Raw genomic sequence first — 15721 nt, 5'->3', positions numbered from 1 at the left:
ACGCTATCAGCCGCACTCCCCCGACTGGGTCCCATCATTACGTCCCTATGATTGCGTCATGTCGCTATTGGGTGAGCCGGGATCTGGCACTTGATCTTGCTTCAACGGGGATTCCCTCAGGCAGCAGGAAGGTGACCAAGGGCGGATGGGCGATGGCTTTTAAGACCACCACCGCTGTACCACCGGGTGAACTGCCGGTTTCAGGAGAAACTTCCAAGTGATCGTGCATGGAGAAGGCTTCGCTGTCTCCCAGGTACTTACTAACCGCGCCCAGCACCCGCTCGTCCACGAGCGGGGCCGAGGGCGCGATGCTTCCTTCGATGTCACCCACCACGTAGGAGTCTGCAGCAGCAAGTGCTGCGCCATCAGCCAAGGACAGAAGTTTTTTGTGCTCCAGGTAAATCGCCGAAGTAGCCATCACCACAGCGGCCAACAGGAGTGCCAGAAGTACGAACCCCACGATCAGCACGGTCATCTGGCCCTCTTCCTCTTTGCACGATATCCGCCCCATCGCCATCTTTATGGCCGCTCTTCGCGTTGACGATTCACTTAAAGCGGCCCACGACTTGCGTGGCAGAGGCATTGAGCACGGCAGCGTCCAGATGGAGCGAGTCGCCAAACGGAACCATGGGCAAAGGGACAGTCAGTCGAACCCAAACTGTCACTGCCGCACCTGCCGAAAGGCAGTCTGCCTGGTCGCACGTGATCTCCATTTTGGCGGCTTGCGCCGGGTAGCCGTAGTCCTTCAACGCCACGAGGACGCTCTGTTCTGCGCTGGCCCTCGCGAGGGCGGGTTCAGTTTGGGAAACAAAGACCTTGGCCGCCTGATCCGCCGCACCCACCACTGCGAAGGATCCGCCTTGGATCTGGCCCACGGCTACCAGGAAATAGACAACCGGGACCATGAGCAGCAGTGCAAGGAACGTAAACTCCACGATGGCACTGCCACGTTGCCTTTCGACGTCGGTACCCGCTGTAGATATGGCTTGATATGGTCCGGACGCCAACTGCCAAGCCTTGTTCAGCCGGTGCCTGCAACGATTCCCTTGAGAAGCAGGAAACGGAACCGCAGCCGGGACATCAGTTTGAAAGGGCAGCATGTCCGGTCACCTCCATGACTCCACGCGGTCCGATAAGCCCCACTAGTGGCATAGGCGCCCTCACGGTCACTTCCAATGCCCGGATTCCATCCAGATTCCTTTCAACGGTGGTCACATCCGCCGCGAAATCTCCATTTAGCGCCGTCTCGATCAGTTCGGACGTCCTCGCCTGGGCGTCCGTTGCCGTTCGATCCGCAAGGGTTCCATATCGCGCTCCGGACGCGGCGGCATCAATAATCGTGTTTCGGACATGAAGGACGAGCGTGAGTTGAATGATCGACATGAACAGCAACGTCAACAGGGCAGCAATCATCACGAAATCGATAACTGCGGAACCTCGTTCCGCACTTTTAAGTGCACAGGCACGTCGTAATGTGCAGGGCAAGCAGAGCATGTGAAGGTGCCTGTGGGAACACGCCTGCCCCATCTCCTAGCTGCCCACCTTGGCCATGGCCTGCGTGAAGAGGTCCGCCAATGCTGGCGATGCAATCGCCAGGAGCCCCGCGACCAATATTGCGGACATTAATGTGATCATCACCCACCCGGGAACGTCCCCGCGCTCACGGTGTTCCAGCCCTGACGCCGCATTACGCGCCATCACAGCGACGGTCCACGAGAAAAAGGGCCAATTCGTCGTGTTACCGGCAGAAAACGATCGTCCATACTTCTTCATGATTTTTCCCCAATGTGTGTTGGTATTGCTGGCAATTAGCGATAAGTGGATGGAGCTAGTTGGTCAAGGCGCCCGCGTTGTCCCGTCAAAGGCTCAATTGCAAGGCGGCAAGTGCTGGAAACGCTGCGAAAATGACCGTTAGTGGAAGGACTCCGAATACCAGGGGCACCATCATGCCGATTTCTTTTCGACCGGCTGATTCCATCAATTCCCGCTTCGCAGCATCGCGGACATCGGCAGCTTGTGCCCGAAGTACATCGGCCAACGGAGTCCCCCGCTCCACGGCCACAACCAATCCGTCAACGAATCGGACGAGGGGCGGCAGTTCTGTTCGGGAAGAGAACGCCTGGAGTGCTTGTACCAGTGACTTTCCTGATCTCGTATCGGCCAGAACCGCACTGAATTCCTTGGCGAGCTCGCCAGTGGAGCTACGGGAGATCCTGTCCATCGCACCCACTGCGCTCTCTCCGGCGGCGACTGCCAGTGCCATGAGTTCGGCAAGGCTGGGAAATTCCGCGAGGATCACCGATTCGCGGCGCTTGATCTTTTGGCCGAGCACGAAATCGCGGAGAACGTATCCACAAAAGGCAGCCCCGATTACCGACACCAATGAGGGAAGCGGGCTGAATCGCCCGGAGGCAGCACCCAGCCCTACGCCGATCACGGCAAGCAGGAAGCCGCCTGAAGCCCACACCAGTTGCTCCGCCCGGAAATCCAACACGCTTTTCGCGGACCCGGCTCGAGCGAGTCTCTTTCGCAAAGCTGGGCCGCCACTGTTAAAGCGGGACAAGTAGCCAATTCCGTCCTGGATAACGGGGCGGAGAATGCGTTCCAATGGTCCAAAGGGTGTCAGATTATGCGTAGGCGCCCGAAGAAGGCGCGACTCCAGGTTCTGCGACTTAAGCTGCGGGTGGATGCGCTCTGCGAATGTCCGGCCACGCATGAATGGAAGCCGCACCAGGATCAACCATGTCCCGGCGCCCAGGAGTAATCCGAGGAGTGTGGCGGTGGCAGTGGAGGTGCTCATCGCAGGACCCGCTCATCTTCGGGTAATGCCCCAATGCGCAGCATGACTGTGTAACACAAAACCGAGACAAGAAGACCGCCGAGCAGCACAACAGCTCCGATTCCGGAGTTGTAGGCAAGCATGGCTTCAGGTCTCCCGGCCATGACCACCAAAACTATCCAGGGCGCTGCGACAGCAAGCCTGGCACCATTGACCGTCCACGATTGCCTGGCCTCGAGTTCGCTGCGCGTCCGGGCGCTTTCCCGAAGAAATCCGGCCAACGTACCCAACATGCGCCCGAGGTCGGAGCCGCCCACTTCCCGGGTCATGCGAAGTGCCTCGATGATCCGGTCAGCCACCGGATCCGCCAGGCGGTCCTTGAGTTTGTTTACCGCCGCATCGAACTGCCCGCCCGACCTATAGTCGGCACCAAAATCCAGGAACAGGCTCCGCAGTTCGTCCGGCCCGTTGTGTCCAAGCTGGATCAAGGCCTCCGGCAAAGCCAGTCCGGCGCGAATGGCGGATCTGAGGTGGTCAACAACATCGGGCCACAGTTGGCGCAGGGTGGCACGGCGTTTCCGCGCCCGCCGACGCACGAGTCCAAAAGGGATCCATGCGCCAAAGATTCCGAAACAAAGGCAGACGGGCAATGACGCCGTCACAACGAAGAACAGAAGCATCGCGATGACTCCGCATCCAGTGCAACTGAGAAGGAGGCCGGCACTAGTGACCTTTTCTATGCCTGCCGAGAGCAAGAGAAGTTCCAGCCGTCGTGGACGGGGTTCCCTGGCCCGGACCTCTGGCGGATGCTCCCAGGTGGACCACCAGATAAGTAAAGCTCCACCTCCGCAAAGGATCCCCAATAGCGGGGCCATCAGTTCAGCTCCAGCAGCGCGGCCACATCAAAACCAGCCACGGCAAACTTTTCGACCGCCGGCATGGAGTTGGCTTTGGGCTGTAACTGCCCTTCAAGCATGCGGAACACCACCGAGGATTCGATGACCCCGTTTTCCACACGGCGTCCCAACGACAGGATTTCGGTGACCTGCCTGCGCCCATTGGCCTGCCGGGCACAATGCACCACCAAGTCAATGCACGAGGCAACTGTGGGAAGGACGAACGCGCTGGAAATGTTCGCTCCTGCCAGTAGAGGCAGGGTGCAAATCTTGGTGACGGCGTCATGGGCCGAATTTGCATGGACCGTGCACATACCGGGAAGTCCGGAATTCAACGCGATCAGCATGTCCAGGCTTTCGGCTTCGCGGACTTCGCCAACCACCAGGCGGTCAGGCCTCATGCGAAGGGCTTCCTTAACGAGCCTTCGCAGTGGAATTTCTCCGTGACCTTCCAGGTTCGGTTGCCTGCATTGGAGACCCACGACGTCACGCAGAGGGAGCTGCAATTCAAAGATCTCTTCAACGGTTACAACGCGCTCACGTGAGCCAATGCTTGCTGAAAGGCAGTTCAACATGGTGGTCTTCCCTGCCTGGGTGGCACCGGAGACGAGGATGTTGAGTCCGCTTGCAACGGCTGCACCAAGGAACCTGGCAGATTGGGGTGTGAGGCTTCCCAGTTCGACGAGATGTTCAAGCCGGTTCGCCCTGGCGATGAACTTTCTGATGTTGACAGCCCAGTGCTTCCTGGTCACGTCAGGAATGGCGACATGCAACCGTGACCCGTCCGGCAGGGCCGCATCCACGAACGGCGACGACAGGTCCAGCCGCCGCCCCGAACTCTTGAGCATCCGTTCGACGAGGTCCCGGATTTGCTGCCCGGTCAGGGTGATTCCCGTCAGCTCGGACTCTCCATTACGCGCGACATAGATTTCGTGCGGCGCGTTGATCCAGATTTCCTCAATTCCAGGATCATCCAGGAAGGGCTGAAGCGGACCAAATCCCGCTACGGCGTCAAAGACGTGCCTGCGGGCGGTGTCCAGATGTCCCAATGGCGGAAGCGGTCCAAGGAGAGCCCTTTCGTCATAATCATTGACCGCGTCCTCAACCAGGCGTCGGACTTCCGCGGTTTGTTCGAAGGGGTCCAAGCCGCGGCGTCTGATGAGTTCGCGGACCTCACCCTCTACAATCCCAACGGCCTCCATATTTCCCCCAAAACCTTCGCGTCCGTATCCGAGAGGCGTATCTCGAATGACCTACGCTATGGGAGCCACTCCCACGGGCCAAGTCCCGTTTGGGCGGTTGTGGATAACTATTGGAACAAGAGTCCCTTCAGCATCGCCTGTACCACTAGTCACTCCAGTTTCGGAATGTTAGGGTAAAGCCCGTTAGGAGCTGGCCTTTGGTCCCATGCGCAGGCGCCCGCCCCGGAGCTTGTCAGCAAGCCACACCATGCGCCGCTGAGCCGCGGCACAGGGCCGGAATTGGATATGACAAGAACCCCCGTAGAGTCGGTCCGCCGCATGCCGTTTGCAAGGACTGGAATCGCCATTTGCCTGGTCCTCCTTGCGGGGACTTTTCCCGGCATTCCTGCATGGGCGGAGGACTCCGGCCCGCGCCCTGCTCCCGCGCCCATCGCTGCGCAGACGCCGCCCGCAGCGGACTCGCCCGTTCCATCCGGTTCCGGGGGCCCCTCGAACAGCGCCCCGTCGAACAGCGCCCCGACGGTGACCAACCAGCCGCAGACGCCCACCGCCGTCGAACCTTCACCTGCTGTTGCTCCACAGCCGGCCGTGGGCCCCGCTGTGGACGATCCAGCTGCGCTGCCAACCGCCAAAGCAATGCCTGGCAATGCTCCGGACGCCGAGACCATGAAGGCGGCAATGCGCGCCGCAATTCCGGCCGGCGGGGCAGAAATGGGGCAGCGCTCCCCCAGGGTCATGGCGGCAAAGCAAGGCAACGGAAATTCCGGGCCTGCCGGCGCACGCACAGTGGGACAGGTGGTGCCGATGGACGCCGATCCAGGTCACTGGAGGCCAACCATCGGTATCCAAGGACAGGACGTCAGCGCGCACCAGGGCAACGTCGACTGGCAGAGCCAATGGAACGAAGGATCCCGCTGGGCTTACGTAAAGGCCTCCGAGGGCAACTATTACCTGAACGAAAACTATGCACAGCAATACAACGGCTCCCGCAACGCCGGCATGGTTCGCGGCGCCTATCATTTCGCCATCCCCAACTGGTCTTCGGGTGCGGACCAAGCGAGATACTTCGTGGCAAATGGCGGCGGATGGACAGCGGACGGTTACACACTTCCTCCTGTCCTGGACATCGAATACAACCCCTACGCCGGACGGACCATCAATGGCTTCTACTTCGGCAACACGTGCTACAACATGTCCAAAGCACAGCTTGGCCAGTGGGCTGCCGATTTCGGCAATACAGTCAAAGCCCTCACGGGGCGCTTTCCCGTCATTTACAGCACGACTGACTGGTGGAATACGTGTGTAGGAAACTCTACGTTCGGGAGTTACCCGCTCTGGATCGCCTCGTACTGGAACAACCCCACGAACTCTCCTGGATCCTTGCCCGCCAGCTGGGGCAACTACACCATGTGGCAGTACAGCAGCACCGGGCCGTTCGAAGGTGATTCCAACATCTTCAACGGCAGCTACGATCAGCTGAGGACGTTTGCCCGAGGCGCCTCAGCACCCTCCAACCCATCCATCAAGTCCGGCGCCGATCTCCTGGCTACAAGCTCAACCGGCAGGCTCGATGTATTTCCGGCCGATGGAAGTGGCCGGATAACTGGTCCATTTGCCATCGGTTCGGGGTGGACCGGCGCAAAATCGCTGTACGTCGTCGACTGGAACCAGGACGGCGTCCAGGACATCCTTTCCCAGTGGTCCGACGGAACATTGAAGGTCTTCCGGGGTGCTCCCGGCGGCAGCTTCTATGCTCCCATCCAAGTCGGCTCCGGCTGGCAGGAGATGTCCCTGACAGTGGGCTGGTGGAACTCCAAAGATGCCTATCCGGGCGTAATTGGACAGGACTATCTGGGCAATCTGTACCGGTACCCCAACACAGGAGGTGGAGCGCTTGGGGGTGGCGCCTTAATTGGGACAGGCTTCAGCGGCCACCAGCTGAACCAGATCGACTTCGATGGCGACGGTAGTCAGGACGTCGTCACGCGCACCTCTGACGGCACCCTTCGCCTGTATCGTTCGAATGGCTTGGGCAGCTTCCTCAACCAGGCCGCCCAGGTGATCGGTTCCGGATGGAATGGCATGACGTCAGTCAGTTCAGCAATCGGCTTCAGCGGCGCCGGCTCCCAGGGACTGCATGCCCGCACCGCCAATGGTGACCTTTACTATTACCCGGCCGTCGCGGGTTCGTGGGGCGACCGGAGCCTCATCGGACTGGGCTGGGATGACGCGGTCCGGATCAGCGACGCTCCACTGGATGTTGAGACAACACTTGGCATCGACCAGGAGGACGTGGTCGCGGTCCGTACCGATGCCAACCTCTACCGCTATCCCGGCACTGGTACCACTGCGCTTCTGCCGGAGGACCTCATCGGAACAGGGTGGACCGGCCTGAAGGCCGGGTTCGTCACGGATTGGAACGGAGACGGCGCCCTGGACATCGTGGCGCAGTGGTCAGACGGCCGGCTAAACGTCTACCCGGGCAGGACAGGCAGCGGTTTTGGGGCTCCCATCGCCCTCGGCAGTAACTGGAAGGACTGGACGCTCAGCGTTGGGACATGGAAAAAGGCCGATGCACATCCCGGAATCGTAGGGTACGACTCCACGGGTCGCCTGTACTACTTCAGCAACCCCACCGGAAAGACGGTGTCCACCGGTATCGCCATCGGAGTCGGTTGGACTGGCTTGGACATAGTTCAAATGGACTTTGACAAAGACTCCAATGCCGACCTCCTGGCGAAAAACGCAGCTGGCGATCTGAAACTGTACCGTTCCAACGGCACCGGCAATTTCATGCAGGAAGCTGCAGCGGTGGTCGGAACAGGCTGGAACGTCATCACTGGTTTCGGTGCCATCCGCGGATTTGCCGGAGCCGGCTCCAGCGGTGTCATCGCCCGGACCACCATAGGCGAGCTGCGGTACTACCCTGTGGGTTCGAACAGTACGTGGGGAACACCAACACGGATCGGCACAGGCTGGAATTCCTTGACGATTCTGGCACCAGCGGCAAAATAGTACGCAGAAAGTCCACTTCCGGGGGCCCTTTCGTGGAAATCTTCCACGAACGGGCCCTCCGTTGTTCCCGGCGGACTGCGGGGGTTCCGACGGCGATAAATATCGCCTGGAAGCGGCCTAAATTGCTGGATCACATGGTCTAATGAAGGTGGTCTCACGTATTGGCTGTTCAGCGCTTTCGGGATATGGACTTTGTTTGGGGGCAGGCAAGGATCACCCATTGCGCACAATCAAGGAGTGATCTTTTATGGCGTTTCGAGTTGGAACTGCAAGCGCTGACATTACGCCTTCGCTGAGCACCAATCCGTATATGGCCGGATATGGCACCACCGATGGCGGACGCGAGGCCACCAGCAGTTCGCCGTTCGAGCCCCTCTATGCCCGGGCGATCCTCATCTGGGAAGACACGCATCCCCACATCATCATCTCGTTGGACGTTCTGGCGCTGCCTCGGGCCATGCATCAACGGATCCGCGACAGGATCATTCAACTCGCAGGTTGGTCCAGCAGCGACATCCTGATCCAAGCGACGCACACGCATAACGGTCCCGCCCTGATTGACACTTTGCATCCCTTCATGGCCTATGGACTGGCAGATTTGGGTTTGATCCGCTCATACAGTGACGACCTGGAAGACGTTGTCGTGAATCTTGCCCAGGAAGCCCTGGATGCCGATCAAATTGCGGTGACCTTCGACTACAAAGTCTCAACCCAGAATTTTTCCGGGAATAGAGTGGGGCTTCCCTATACAGAAACGGCCGTTCCCATTCTCGTGGCCAGGCGCGGCAACGGCACACCTGCAGCTGTGATTTTCAGCTACGGATGCCACCCCATCAGTGCAGGTTTGCGCACGCTGTTTGACGGAGATTTCGCAGCAGGTGCCTGCAATTACATCGAGAACCGTAACCCGAATTGTTTTGCCATGTTTGTGCAGGGACCCGCTGGGGACCAGGACCCGGGCGGAGTCCGCAGCTGGGAGCTCAGGGACCAGCATGGAGACGCCCTCGGCGCCACGGTCAATTCAAGCATGCAGTCGGCCGGCCGGGCACTCAGCGGCCCGATGGTGACGCGGTACCAGGAGGTGCAGCTTCCATTGGACATCACAGCGACGGCCAGCAACCTGGCCGCCGTGCGTGCCGCCTATGTGGCCCGTTTGGGGAACCCCGATGGCCAGCCGCAGTGGTACCAGCGTCACGCGCAGGTAATGATCGGACGCATCGACAGCAATAGCTACAAGACCGCGGTGCCCTCCCCGTTCCAAGTGTGGAAGTTCAACGGAAGCCCCCAGCTGAAGATCGCCATGATCGGCGGCGAGCTCGTCAGTGGATATGGGGCGTATTTCCGGAATCGCAACGGCGGAACCAATGGCATCATCGTCGGCGGATATGCCAATGAATCCTGCTGCTACATACCAAGCAATGAATTTTTTCCGCCCAACATGCCACTCGGCAGCTATGAGGGTGGCTGGGAGCCGGATTACCCGGGAATTGCTGGTGGTTCAATGACCGTCTATGGGCACCTTGCCCATTTCAAGGCGGGTACGAATGGCGTGGAAACCACCCTTATCAATGCGATGAATACTTTGCTTGCCTGAAGCGACTGACACAATAAAGGGCGCGGCCCCCAAGGGGTCCGCGCCTTTTACTTTCAAGTTGATTGCGCACCAGGCGACTATGCGGCTATCCGGGCACTTCTGACTTAAGCCACTTGGTGAGCACAGCCGCCTGCGGCGCCAGCGGCGCAAGCGTCAGGGCACCCTTCACAACAGGAACCCCATATGCGCCGAGCGAGGCTGCGAGTGTCCTGGGGTTGGTCCGGGTACAGGCTTTGATGATGCGCAGACAGAGAGCAGAGGCATCGCCGGGAGCGGCACCCGCTGCAAGGGCGGCATTGACTGCGGCTGTCTCCTCCGCAGTCAGGATATGTGGCCCTTTTCCGACATAGTCGACCTGGCAGTCAGTGACGTGCATATACCGGGTGGATGCCCAGACTTCGTCCAGGCTCGAGAACTTGCCTATGAGGCTGCCATCGGCCGCCGTACACGTGAACTGGTAGCGGGTCAGGGGTTCCGGACGTTCCCGGCGGATTTTGTCGTCGTTCGCGACCACAGGCGCCATATCAAGTGCGGCTGGTTGGGAAGTATCTACATTGGTTCCTGAGCAACCGGCCAAGGCAATAGCTGCCACGCCGAACTGAAGAACACTGCGCCTGCGCATGTCCACCGAGGGATCCCCACTTCATTCGGATGCTCCCCAGCTCCGCATGCATTGGTTATTCGCCCCAAGCCGTCTCCGGCTGCGTCTTAGTACATCTTCCCCCAAATTCCGCATTTGTCACTAGTAAAGTTTTGGCCGGCAGCAAGATCGACGCCTTCGCCCGCTGCTGGAGGTCCTCCCTCGGCGGCAATGGCACCGCGCGCGTCCGTTACGGACCACCTGCAATCTACTGCGGACGGGCCTTGCTTGACGACTTGATATTTGCCGGGTTGCACCGAATCTCCAACAGCGTGGCTGCCATCAGCCATCCGTGTGCCATCGGCCCACGCTGCGATGATTTTGCCCTGCGGCGCGTCCGGGCAGAGTGAGGCCGCTGCAAGCAACGTCCCGTGCCCGGCTTCCTCAAAACCGCCCGGCCCGCTTTCATCACTGACCCGCGTACAGAGGCGGAGGACGTCCAACATCACTGCAAGTCCGTCATCGTCGCCCGCTCCCTGGGGTGCCGCCGTCGAAATTGCTTCTGTCTCCCGGGGGGTTGGCTCGAACGGCTGCGGTCCTGTGTAAGTGACTTCGCAGGAGCCCATCCGCGTGTAGTTGGTGGCAGCCCAGACCTCGGCGAGACTCGACAACTGGACTTCCGGGGAGGCGTCAAGGCTCGTGCATCGATAGGCGTAGCGGCCAGGTTCATCACCGTCGCCCAAGGGCTCGCCGTCACCTGTGGTGCCACTACTGGGAACCGACGACGGCGACTGGCTGGGCTCCGCCGTCGCGCTGGTGGTTGCGGTGGCTGTTGTTGTCGACGACGTACCAGTTCCCGGGGGTGGTTGGGGCGATGGAGTACAGGCGACCAACAGCATCACCAGCGGCACCACCATCGGAAACAGTCTGCGCATTCTGACCTCCACCTCAATCGTGCGGGGCAGTGTATGTGCGGTCAAGGGATGTGCGGTCGAGACGTCGGGAAAGGCGACGGTGAAGAAAAAACGTCCCACATCAAAAAGTACCTAGTGACAAATGTGAAAATTGGGGGAAGATGTACGTAGACGCAGCCGGAAACGGCGTGGGGCGAATAACCAATGCATGCGGAGCTGGGGAGCATCCGAATGAAGTGGGGATCCCTCGGTGGACACGCGCAATCGCAGTGTTCTTCAGCTTGGTTTGGCGTGTCTTGCGTTCGCCGGTAGCTCCAGAACATCTCATGGAAACTCCCATCCCTCCGCGCTCAGCGGGATAGTTGGCCGATGGCATCGCCATAAACTCACCGCATTGATCGCTTCGGCTTGCCTGGCTTCGGCAGCGCTCACGGGTGTATTCACAGCAGGGCCCGCCAACGCGGACCAAGCCCGCCAAACCATCGCCGTGGGACTCACAAAGGCCGCTGGTTCGGTGGTGGACCCGGCCGGAAGGATCTGGGTCTCGGACGCGCGTGCCGGATTCTGCCGGGTGACCGAAGCTGCGGGCGCTACACCAGGCGGCCTCGAATCAGCTACCTGCCTCGGGGGCACCCTGACTGGCCATAAAAAGGGGCCCGCGTTGGCCGGAGCTCCTGCCATGATTGATCCGTCTCCCGCCAATCGCGGCTCGGGCGACGAAATCGCGTTCATTCCGGATGCCGCCGTCGGAAGTTCCGAGGTAGTCCGCGCGGTTTGGAAGCCCGGCACAGGCATCTTCGACTATGACAGCCAACTGACCATTTTCGACGGAGACCTCCGTCCGAATGCCGTCAGTGACGGCCCCGATGGCAACATCTATTTGTCGTTTGGCAATGCCCGCTCGATTGTGAAGATCGCGGACCCAACGGCCCTGCATCCGAGCATCGAATCCATCGCCTCGGTTGGCTCAAGCTCCTTGGGCCTTGCTGCCACGTACCGCAACAGCGCGGGCAGAGTCGTGGTTTACGTCGCTGAAACGTCAGGACTGACCATGTTCACGGCACCCGAGGACGCGGAGCTGACGAACTTCGTACCAGCGCCGGTCTACAACGTCGGCAAGCCGACGGCCATCTACTACGATCGGCAGGCACCAAAGGTCCTGTACACGGGAACGGGTATTGGAACCACTACTGCCGACGCCGGCAAGGACACAGTTTCGCGTATTGACCTGGCTACCAACGCCGTCGACAACCAATGGGCCCTCGGTTTCAGCAAAATTGGTGGTCTGTCAATGCGCAACGGCAAGCTCCTGCTCATGGAAGACCCGGGTCAGCTGGATCCTGCCAAGCCAACCCAGCAGGGACGATTGCTCACCCTGGGTGGCGTCGTACCTTCGATCGTGAGCGGCCCGACGGCGGCAGACGGAACCCAGGCAGCCAACCCGGCCTTCACCAACGACTCCACTCCTACTTTCACAGTGGCCTCAACGCCTCCGGGCGGCGCCCTTGAATGCAGTCTCCAATTGAGCACCGCAACACCGGTCTGGCAAGTGTGCACGGGTGGCACGTTTACGCCTGCCACCGCTCTGACCAACGGTGCCTACACATTCTCCGTTCGTGCGGCGCCGTCAGGGCTTCCCGTGTCCCGGGCATTCACGGTTGATCTGACCGCCCCCGCCGCTCCCGTGATCACCTCACCCGCGGCTGGAGCAACGGTCAATGGTGCGCCCGTCCTTGGCGTGACCTCGGAGACGGGCACTGTCCTGTCCTGCTCGGTCGATTCCACGACGAGTTTCACAGCCTGCAGTAACGGGTACGTCTTCAACCTCAGCACCGAGGGCCAGCACGTCCTTCGGGTTCGGGCGACGGACATGGCAGGCAATATCAGCACTGTGGCATCGGTGAGTGTCACCACGGATTTGACCGCACCACAGGTGTCCATCAGTTCTCCTGTAGAAGGCGCAACAGTCGGCACCTCGCCGTCGTTCGTCTTTGCCTCGACGTCCACGGATGTTGCCGGATTCAGGTGCAAGCTGGGCGCAAACGCCTTCACGGAGTGCACATCGCCAAAGTCGTACACCAACGTACCCGGTGGCACTTTCACATTCGTAGTGGAAGCGCGGGACAACGCAGGAAACACTTCCACAGCAACCAGGAATGTCACTGTCTTCGCTGCGGACACCACGCCACCTGTGGTCTCTGTCGATCCCGTCGGAGGAACGTACGGGGCAAACAAGACCATCAGCCTCACGGCGAACGAAGCAGCCACCATCTACGTGACCACCGACGGCACGACGCCTACAACGTCCAGTCCTGTCTACTCCGCACCGATACCGTTGACGTCCTCAATGACGTTGAAGTATTTCGCACGCGACACCGCGGGCAACTCATCAACGGTAGCGACGCAGACGTACGTCCTTGACAACACTGCCCCGGTTCTGACCGTTACGCCCGCCGCCGGAGCATACGCATCAGGGCAGCTTGTCACCATGACTTCCAGCGAACCTGGAAGCATCCTCTACACAACGGATGGCACGACGCCTGCTACCGCAGTCACGGGAAGCACGAAAGCATACTCGAGCCCATTCCCGCTCACGGCAAACACCACCGTAAAGGCCCTTGCCGTGGACGCATATGGAAATGCTTCTGCCGTCACTACCAACGCCTACACGGTCTTGGACACCACCCCACCGGTGGTCACTGCGACTCCGCCCGGGGGCAGTTACCCGGTGAACCAGCAGATCACGCTCACTGTGAATGAAGCGGGATCGAGCATCTACTTCACAACCAACGGCACCACTCCGACTGCCACAGATGCCAACAAGTACGCCACAGCCATCACGCTGACGGCTGCGATGACCCTGAAGTACTTCGCAGTGGATCCGTCCAACAACAGTTCGGCAATCATCAGCCAGGCCTACACCGTGACGGCGCCTCCGGCCAACACATGGAAGGACTACACCGGTGACGCAAAGAACGACGTCGTGGCACGGGACAGTGGCGGCACGCTATGGCTCTACCCGGGTAATGGCAGCGGTGGTTGGCTGACGCAACGTTCGATGGGAACTGGTTGGAACACGCTGAACGCGATCGTTCCCACCAAGGACTTCAACGGTGATGGACGAAGCGACGTCCTGGCACGCGATACCAATGGCGTCCTCTGGCTCTATCCCGGAAACGGGACCGGCGGGCTCCAGCCCAGGGTACAGGCCGGCACCGCTTGGGCGGGCATGACGCTCATCCTCGCGCCGGGGGACTTCAGTGGCGATGGCAAGGCCGATGTGTTGGCGCGGGATTCGGCTGGTGTCCTATGGCTCTACCGCGGAACCGGTACTGGTGGCTTTGCATCCAGCGCCCAGATTGGCACCGGCTGGAACTCCATGACGGCCATCCTGAGTACCGGCGATTTCAACGGCGACACCAGGACTGATGTCCTGGCCAGGGACACGTCGGGAATCCTATGGCTCTATCCAGGCAACGGTGCAGGCGGTTGGCTGAGCAGGGTCCAGGTGGGAAGCGGCTGGGGCGGGATGACTGCGATCCTGGGCCCCGGCGACTTCAACGGAGACGGCAAGAACGATGTGCTTGCACGCGACTCCGGTGGCAACCTCTTCCTGTACCCCGGCAACGGAACATCAGGATGGCTCTCCCGGAGCCAGGTCGGATGGGGCTGGGGAGGGTTCACGTCGCTCCCCTAGCAGCACAGACGTGACCCCGGCAGGAAAGAGAAGGGAGGGCCAGGACGCCAAGCGTCCTGACCCTCCCCCTTTTGTTGCAGGAATTCCCTACGTACGTTCCTTCATGGGATGCATCGTTGGTCTGTTTGGACTTGCCTGTATGTCCAGCTGGAGGGATACCAGCAGCATCTGAACTCCCAGAACAAAGGGCACCACAGCCAACATCACCGATCCTGCGGTAGGAGATCCTACGCTTGCGGCGAGAACCCATATCCCAGCCACGAGGCCCATGACGATAAGTGCGATGCCTGCGATCAACAGAAGAGCCACGGCTGAGAAGGACCAAACCATGTACTTCCACCAAACACGGCGCCAGAAGCCGCCAAAGAGCATGGCCAGCAGCTCGGGGATCACCTTCCGGAGCTTGATGCTGGAAACCTCATTGCCGTAAACAGCAGGAATCGGGACATCCACAATCGGTACATCGAGGATATTCAGGTGAATCAGGAGATCGTTTTCAAAGCTGTAGCGTGCGGCCACCTTATTCATTGGCAGGCGGCGAAGAACTTCCGTCCGGATCGCCGTGTAGCCATTCTGGGGGTCGAAGATGTGCCAGTAACCCGAGGCTAGTTTTGTCATGAACGACAAAACGATGTTGCCAAAGATGCGGTAGCCAGGCATACCGGCAAAAGACTCACCTGAAAAGAAGCGGTTGGCCTTGGCAAAGCCGTAACCATCCACCACGGGATCGAGCAGCTGGGGCAGGTACTCCGGATCCATCTGGGCATCGCCGGCCATCACGACGTTGATGTCGGAGCCCAGCTCCATTGCCGCTTTATGCGCCGTCAGGACGGCGCCACCCACACCTTGGTTGACCTCATGCCGAATCAAGGTGACCCTGCCGTCATCCGCCCGAAGGGCAGCCCCGGACGTGTCGTCCGGGCTGCAGTCATCAACAATGACAATGTCATCGACGAAATCAGGCATCGTTTCGATCACCTGTGCGATGTGGTTCTCTTCTTTATAGGCCGGTACTACCGCGGCAATTCGAACGCCTCGATACAT

General features: G+C 60.1%; 12 protein-coding genes. 3 read left to right on the top strand and 9 right to left on the bottom strand.

All coding sequences use genetic code 11. The annotated features are described in order from the left end of the window. Window positions 1-64: 64 nt before the first annotated feature. The 6 genes from J2Y41_RS12955 to J2Y41_RS12930 form a co-directional block, all read right to left on the bottom strand. Complete coding sequence (locus J2Y41_RS12955) at window positions 65-475, bottom strand: pilus assembly protein TadG-related protein (protein ID WP_224164732.1); 411 nt, start codon at window positions 473-475, stop codon at window positions 65-67. Between the two features lie 70 nt (window positions 476-545). Further along, window positions 546-1007, bottom strand: coding sequence for a hypothetical protein (locus tag J2Y41_RS12950; protein WP_309928885.1), 462 nt, complete (start codon window positions 1005-1007; stop codon window positions 546-548). Between the two features lie 73 nt (window positions 1008-1080). After that, complete coding sequence (locus J2Y41_RS12945) at window positions 1081-1494, bottom strand: pilus assembly protein (RefSeq protein WP_309928882.1); 414 nt, start codon at window positions 1492-1494, stop codon at window positions 1081-1083. Between the two features lie 364 nt (window positions 1495-1858). Next, the gene (locus J2Y41_RS12940; RefSeq protein ID WP_309928877.1) at window positions 1859-2800 is read right to left on the bottom strand and encodes a type II secretion system F family protein; all 942 of its coding nucleotides are present in this window, start codon (window positions 2798-2800) and stop codon (window positions 1859-1861) included. After that, window positions 2797-3654 (bottom strand): type II secretion system F family protein, encoded by an 858-nt coding sequence (locus tag J2Y41_RS12935; RefSeq protein ID WP_224088039.1) that lies wholly within the window; start codon window positions 3652-3654, stop codon window positions 2797-2799. Before J2Y41_RS12935 ends, J2Y41_RS12940 begins: the two co-directional genes overlap by 4 nt. Next, the gene (locus J2Y41_RS12930) at window positions 3654-4877 is read right to left on the bottom strand and encodes an ATPase, T2SS/T4P/T4SS family (RefSeq protein ID WP_309928873.1); all 1224 of its coding nucleotides are present in this window, start codon (window positions 4875-4877) and stop codon (window positions 3654-3656) included. Before J2Y41_RS12930 ends, J2Y41_RS12935 begins: the two co-directional genes overlap by 1 nt. Before the next feature lie 285 nt (window positions 4878-5162). Between J2Y41_RS12930 and J2Y41_RS12925 the strand changes: the two genes are divergently transcribed. Together J2Y41_RS12925 and J2Y41_RS12920 are read left to right on the top strand one after the other, a co-directional pair. After that, the gene (locus tag J2Y41_RS12925) at window positions 5163-7892 is read left to right on the top strand and encodes a GH25 family lysozyme (RefSeq protein ID WP_309928870.1); all 2730 of its coding nucleotides are present in this window, start codon (window positions 5163-5165) and stop codon (window positions 7890-7892) included. Window positions 7893-8139: 247 nt separating this feature from the next. Further along, window positions 8140-9486 carry a hypothetical protein gene (locus tag J2Y41_RS12920; protein WP_224088044.1) on the top strand — a complete coding sequence of 449 codons (1347 nt, stop codon included), beginning with the start codon at window positions 8140-8142 and terminating at the stop codon, window positions 9484-9486. 85 nt (window positions 9487-9571) lie between these two features. Here the strand turns inward: J2Y41_RS12920 and J2Y41_RS12915 are convergent, their stop codons facing one another. Both J2Y41_RS12915 and J2Y41_RS12910 read right to left on the bottom strand, forming a co-directional pair. After that, a complete protein-coding gene (locus J2Y41_RS12915; protein WP_309928867.1) occupies window positions 9572-10108 on the bottom strand; it encodes a hypothetical protein in 537 nt (178 codons plus the stop codon). Between the two features lie 86 nt (window positions 10109-10194). Further along, entirely contained in the window at window positions 10195-11001 is an 807-nt protein-coding gene (locus tag J2Y41_RS12910; RefSeq protein ID WP_309928864.1) for a hypothetical protein, read from the bottom strand. Between the two features lie 373 nt (window positions 11002-11374). Here J2Y41_RS12910 and J2Y41_RS12905 point away from each other — a divergent pair, with 373 nt between their 5' ends. After that, window positions 11375-14677: a chitobiase/beta-hexosaminidase C-terminal domain-containing protein gene (locus J2Y41_RS12905; protein WP_309928861.1), complete on the top strand. Its 3303-nt coding sequence runs from the start codon at window positions 11375-11377 to the stop codon at window positions 14675-14677. Window positions 14678-14764: 87 nt separating this feature from the next. Here J2Y41_RS12905 and J2Y41_RS12900 read toward each other — a convergent pair whose 3' ends face one another. Further along, window positions 14765-15721, bottom strand: coding sequence for a glycosyltransferase family 2 protein (locus J2Y41_RS12900; protein WP_216924011.1), 957 nt, complete (start codon window positions 15719-15721; stop codon window positions 14765-14767).

Source organism: Arthrobacter sp. 1088 (genome assembly GCF_031455315.1).
GTDB lineage: Bacteria > Actinomycetota > Actinomycetes > Actinomycetales > Micrococcaceae > Arthrobacter.
This window is presented reverse-complemented; position numbering and strand designations above follow the sequence as displayed.

Coding starts and splice junctions, on each gene's coding strand:
- J2Y41_RS12955 (WP_224164732.1), bottom strand. CDS start 475: ATGACCGTGCTGATCGTGGGGTTCGTACTTCTGGCACTCCTGTTGGCC.
- J2Y41_RS12945 (WP_309928882.1), bottom strand. CDS start 1,494: ATGCTCTGCTTGCCCTGCACATTACGACGTGCCTGTGCACTTAAAAGT.
- J2Y41_RS12940 (WP_309928877.1), bottom strand. CDS start 2,800: ATGAGCACCTCCACTGCCACCGCCACACTCCTCGGATTACTCCTGGGC.
- J2Y41_RS12935 (WP_224088039.1), bottom strand. CDS start 3,654: ATGGCCCCGCTATTGGGGATCCTTTGCGGAGGTGGAGCTTTACTTATC.
- J2Y41_RS12930 (WP_309928873.1), bottom strand. CDS start 4,877: ATGGAGGCCGTTGGGATTGTAGAGGGTGAGGTCCGCGAACTCATCAGA.
- J2Y41_RS12925 (WP_309928870.1), top strand. CDS start 5,163: ATGACAAGAACCCCCGTAGAGTCGGTCCGCCGCATGCCGTTTGCAAGG.
- J2Y41_RS12920 (WP_224088044.1), top strand. CDS start 8,140: ATGGCGTTTCGAGTTGGAACTGCAAGCGCTGACATTACGCCTTCGCTG.
- J2Y41_RS12915 (WP_309928867.1), bottom strand. CDS start 10,108: ATGCGCAGGCGCAGTGTTCTTCAGTTCGGCGTGGCAGCTATTGCCTTG.
- J2Y41_RS12910 (WP_309928864.1), bottom strand. CDS start 11,001: ATGCGCAGACTGTTTCCGATGGTGGTGCCGCTGGTGATGCTGTTGGTC.
- J2Y41_RS12900 (WP_216924011.1), bottom strand. CDS start 15,721: ATGTATCGAGGCGTTCGAATTGCCGCGGTAGTACCGGCCTATAAAGAA.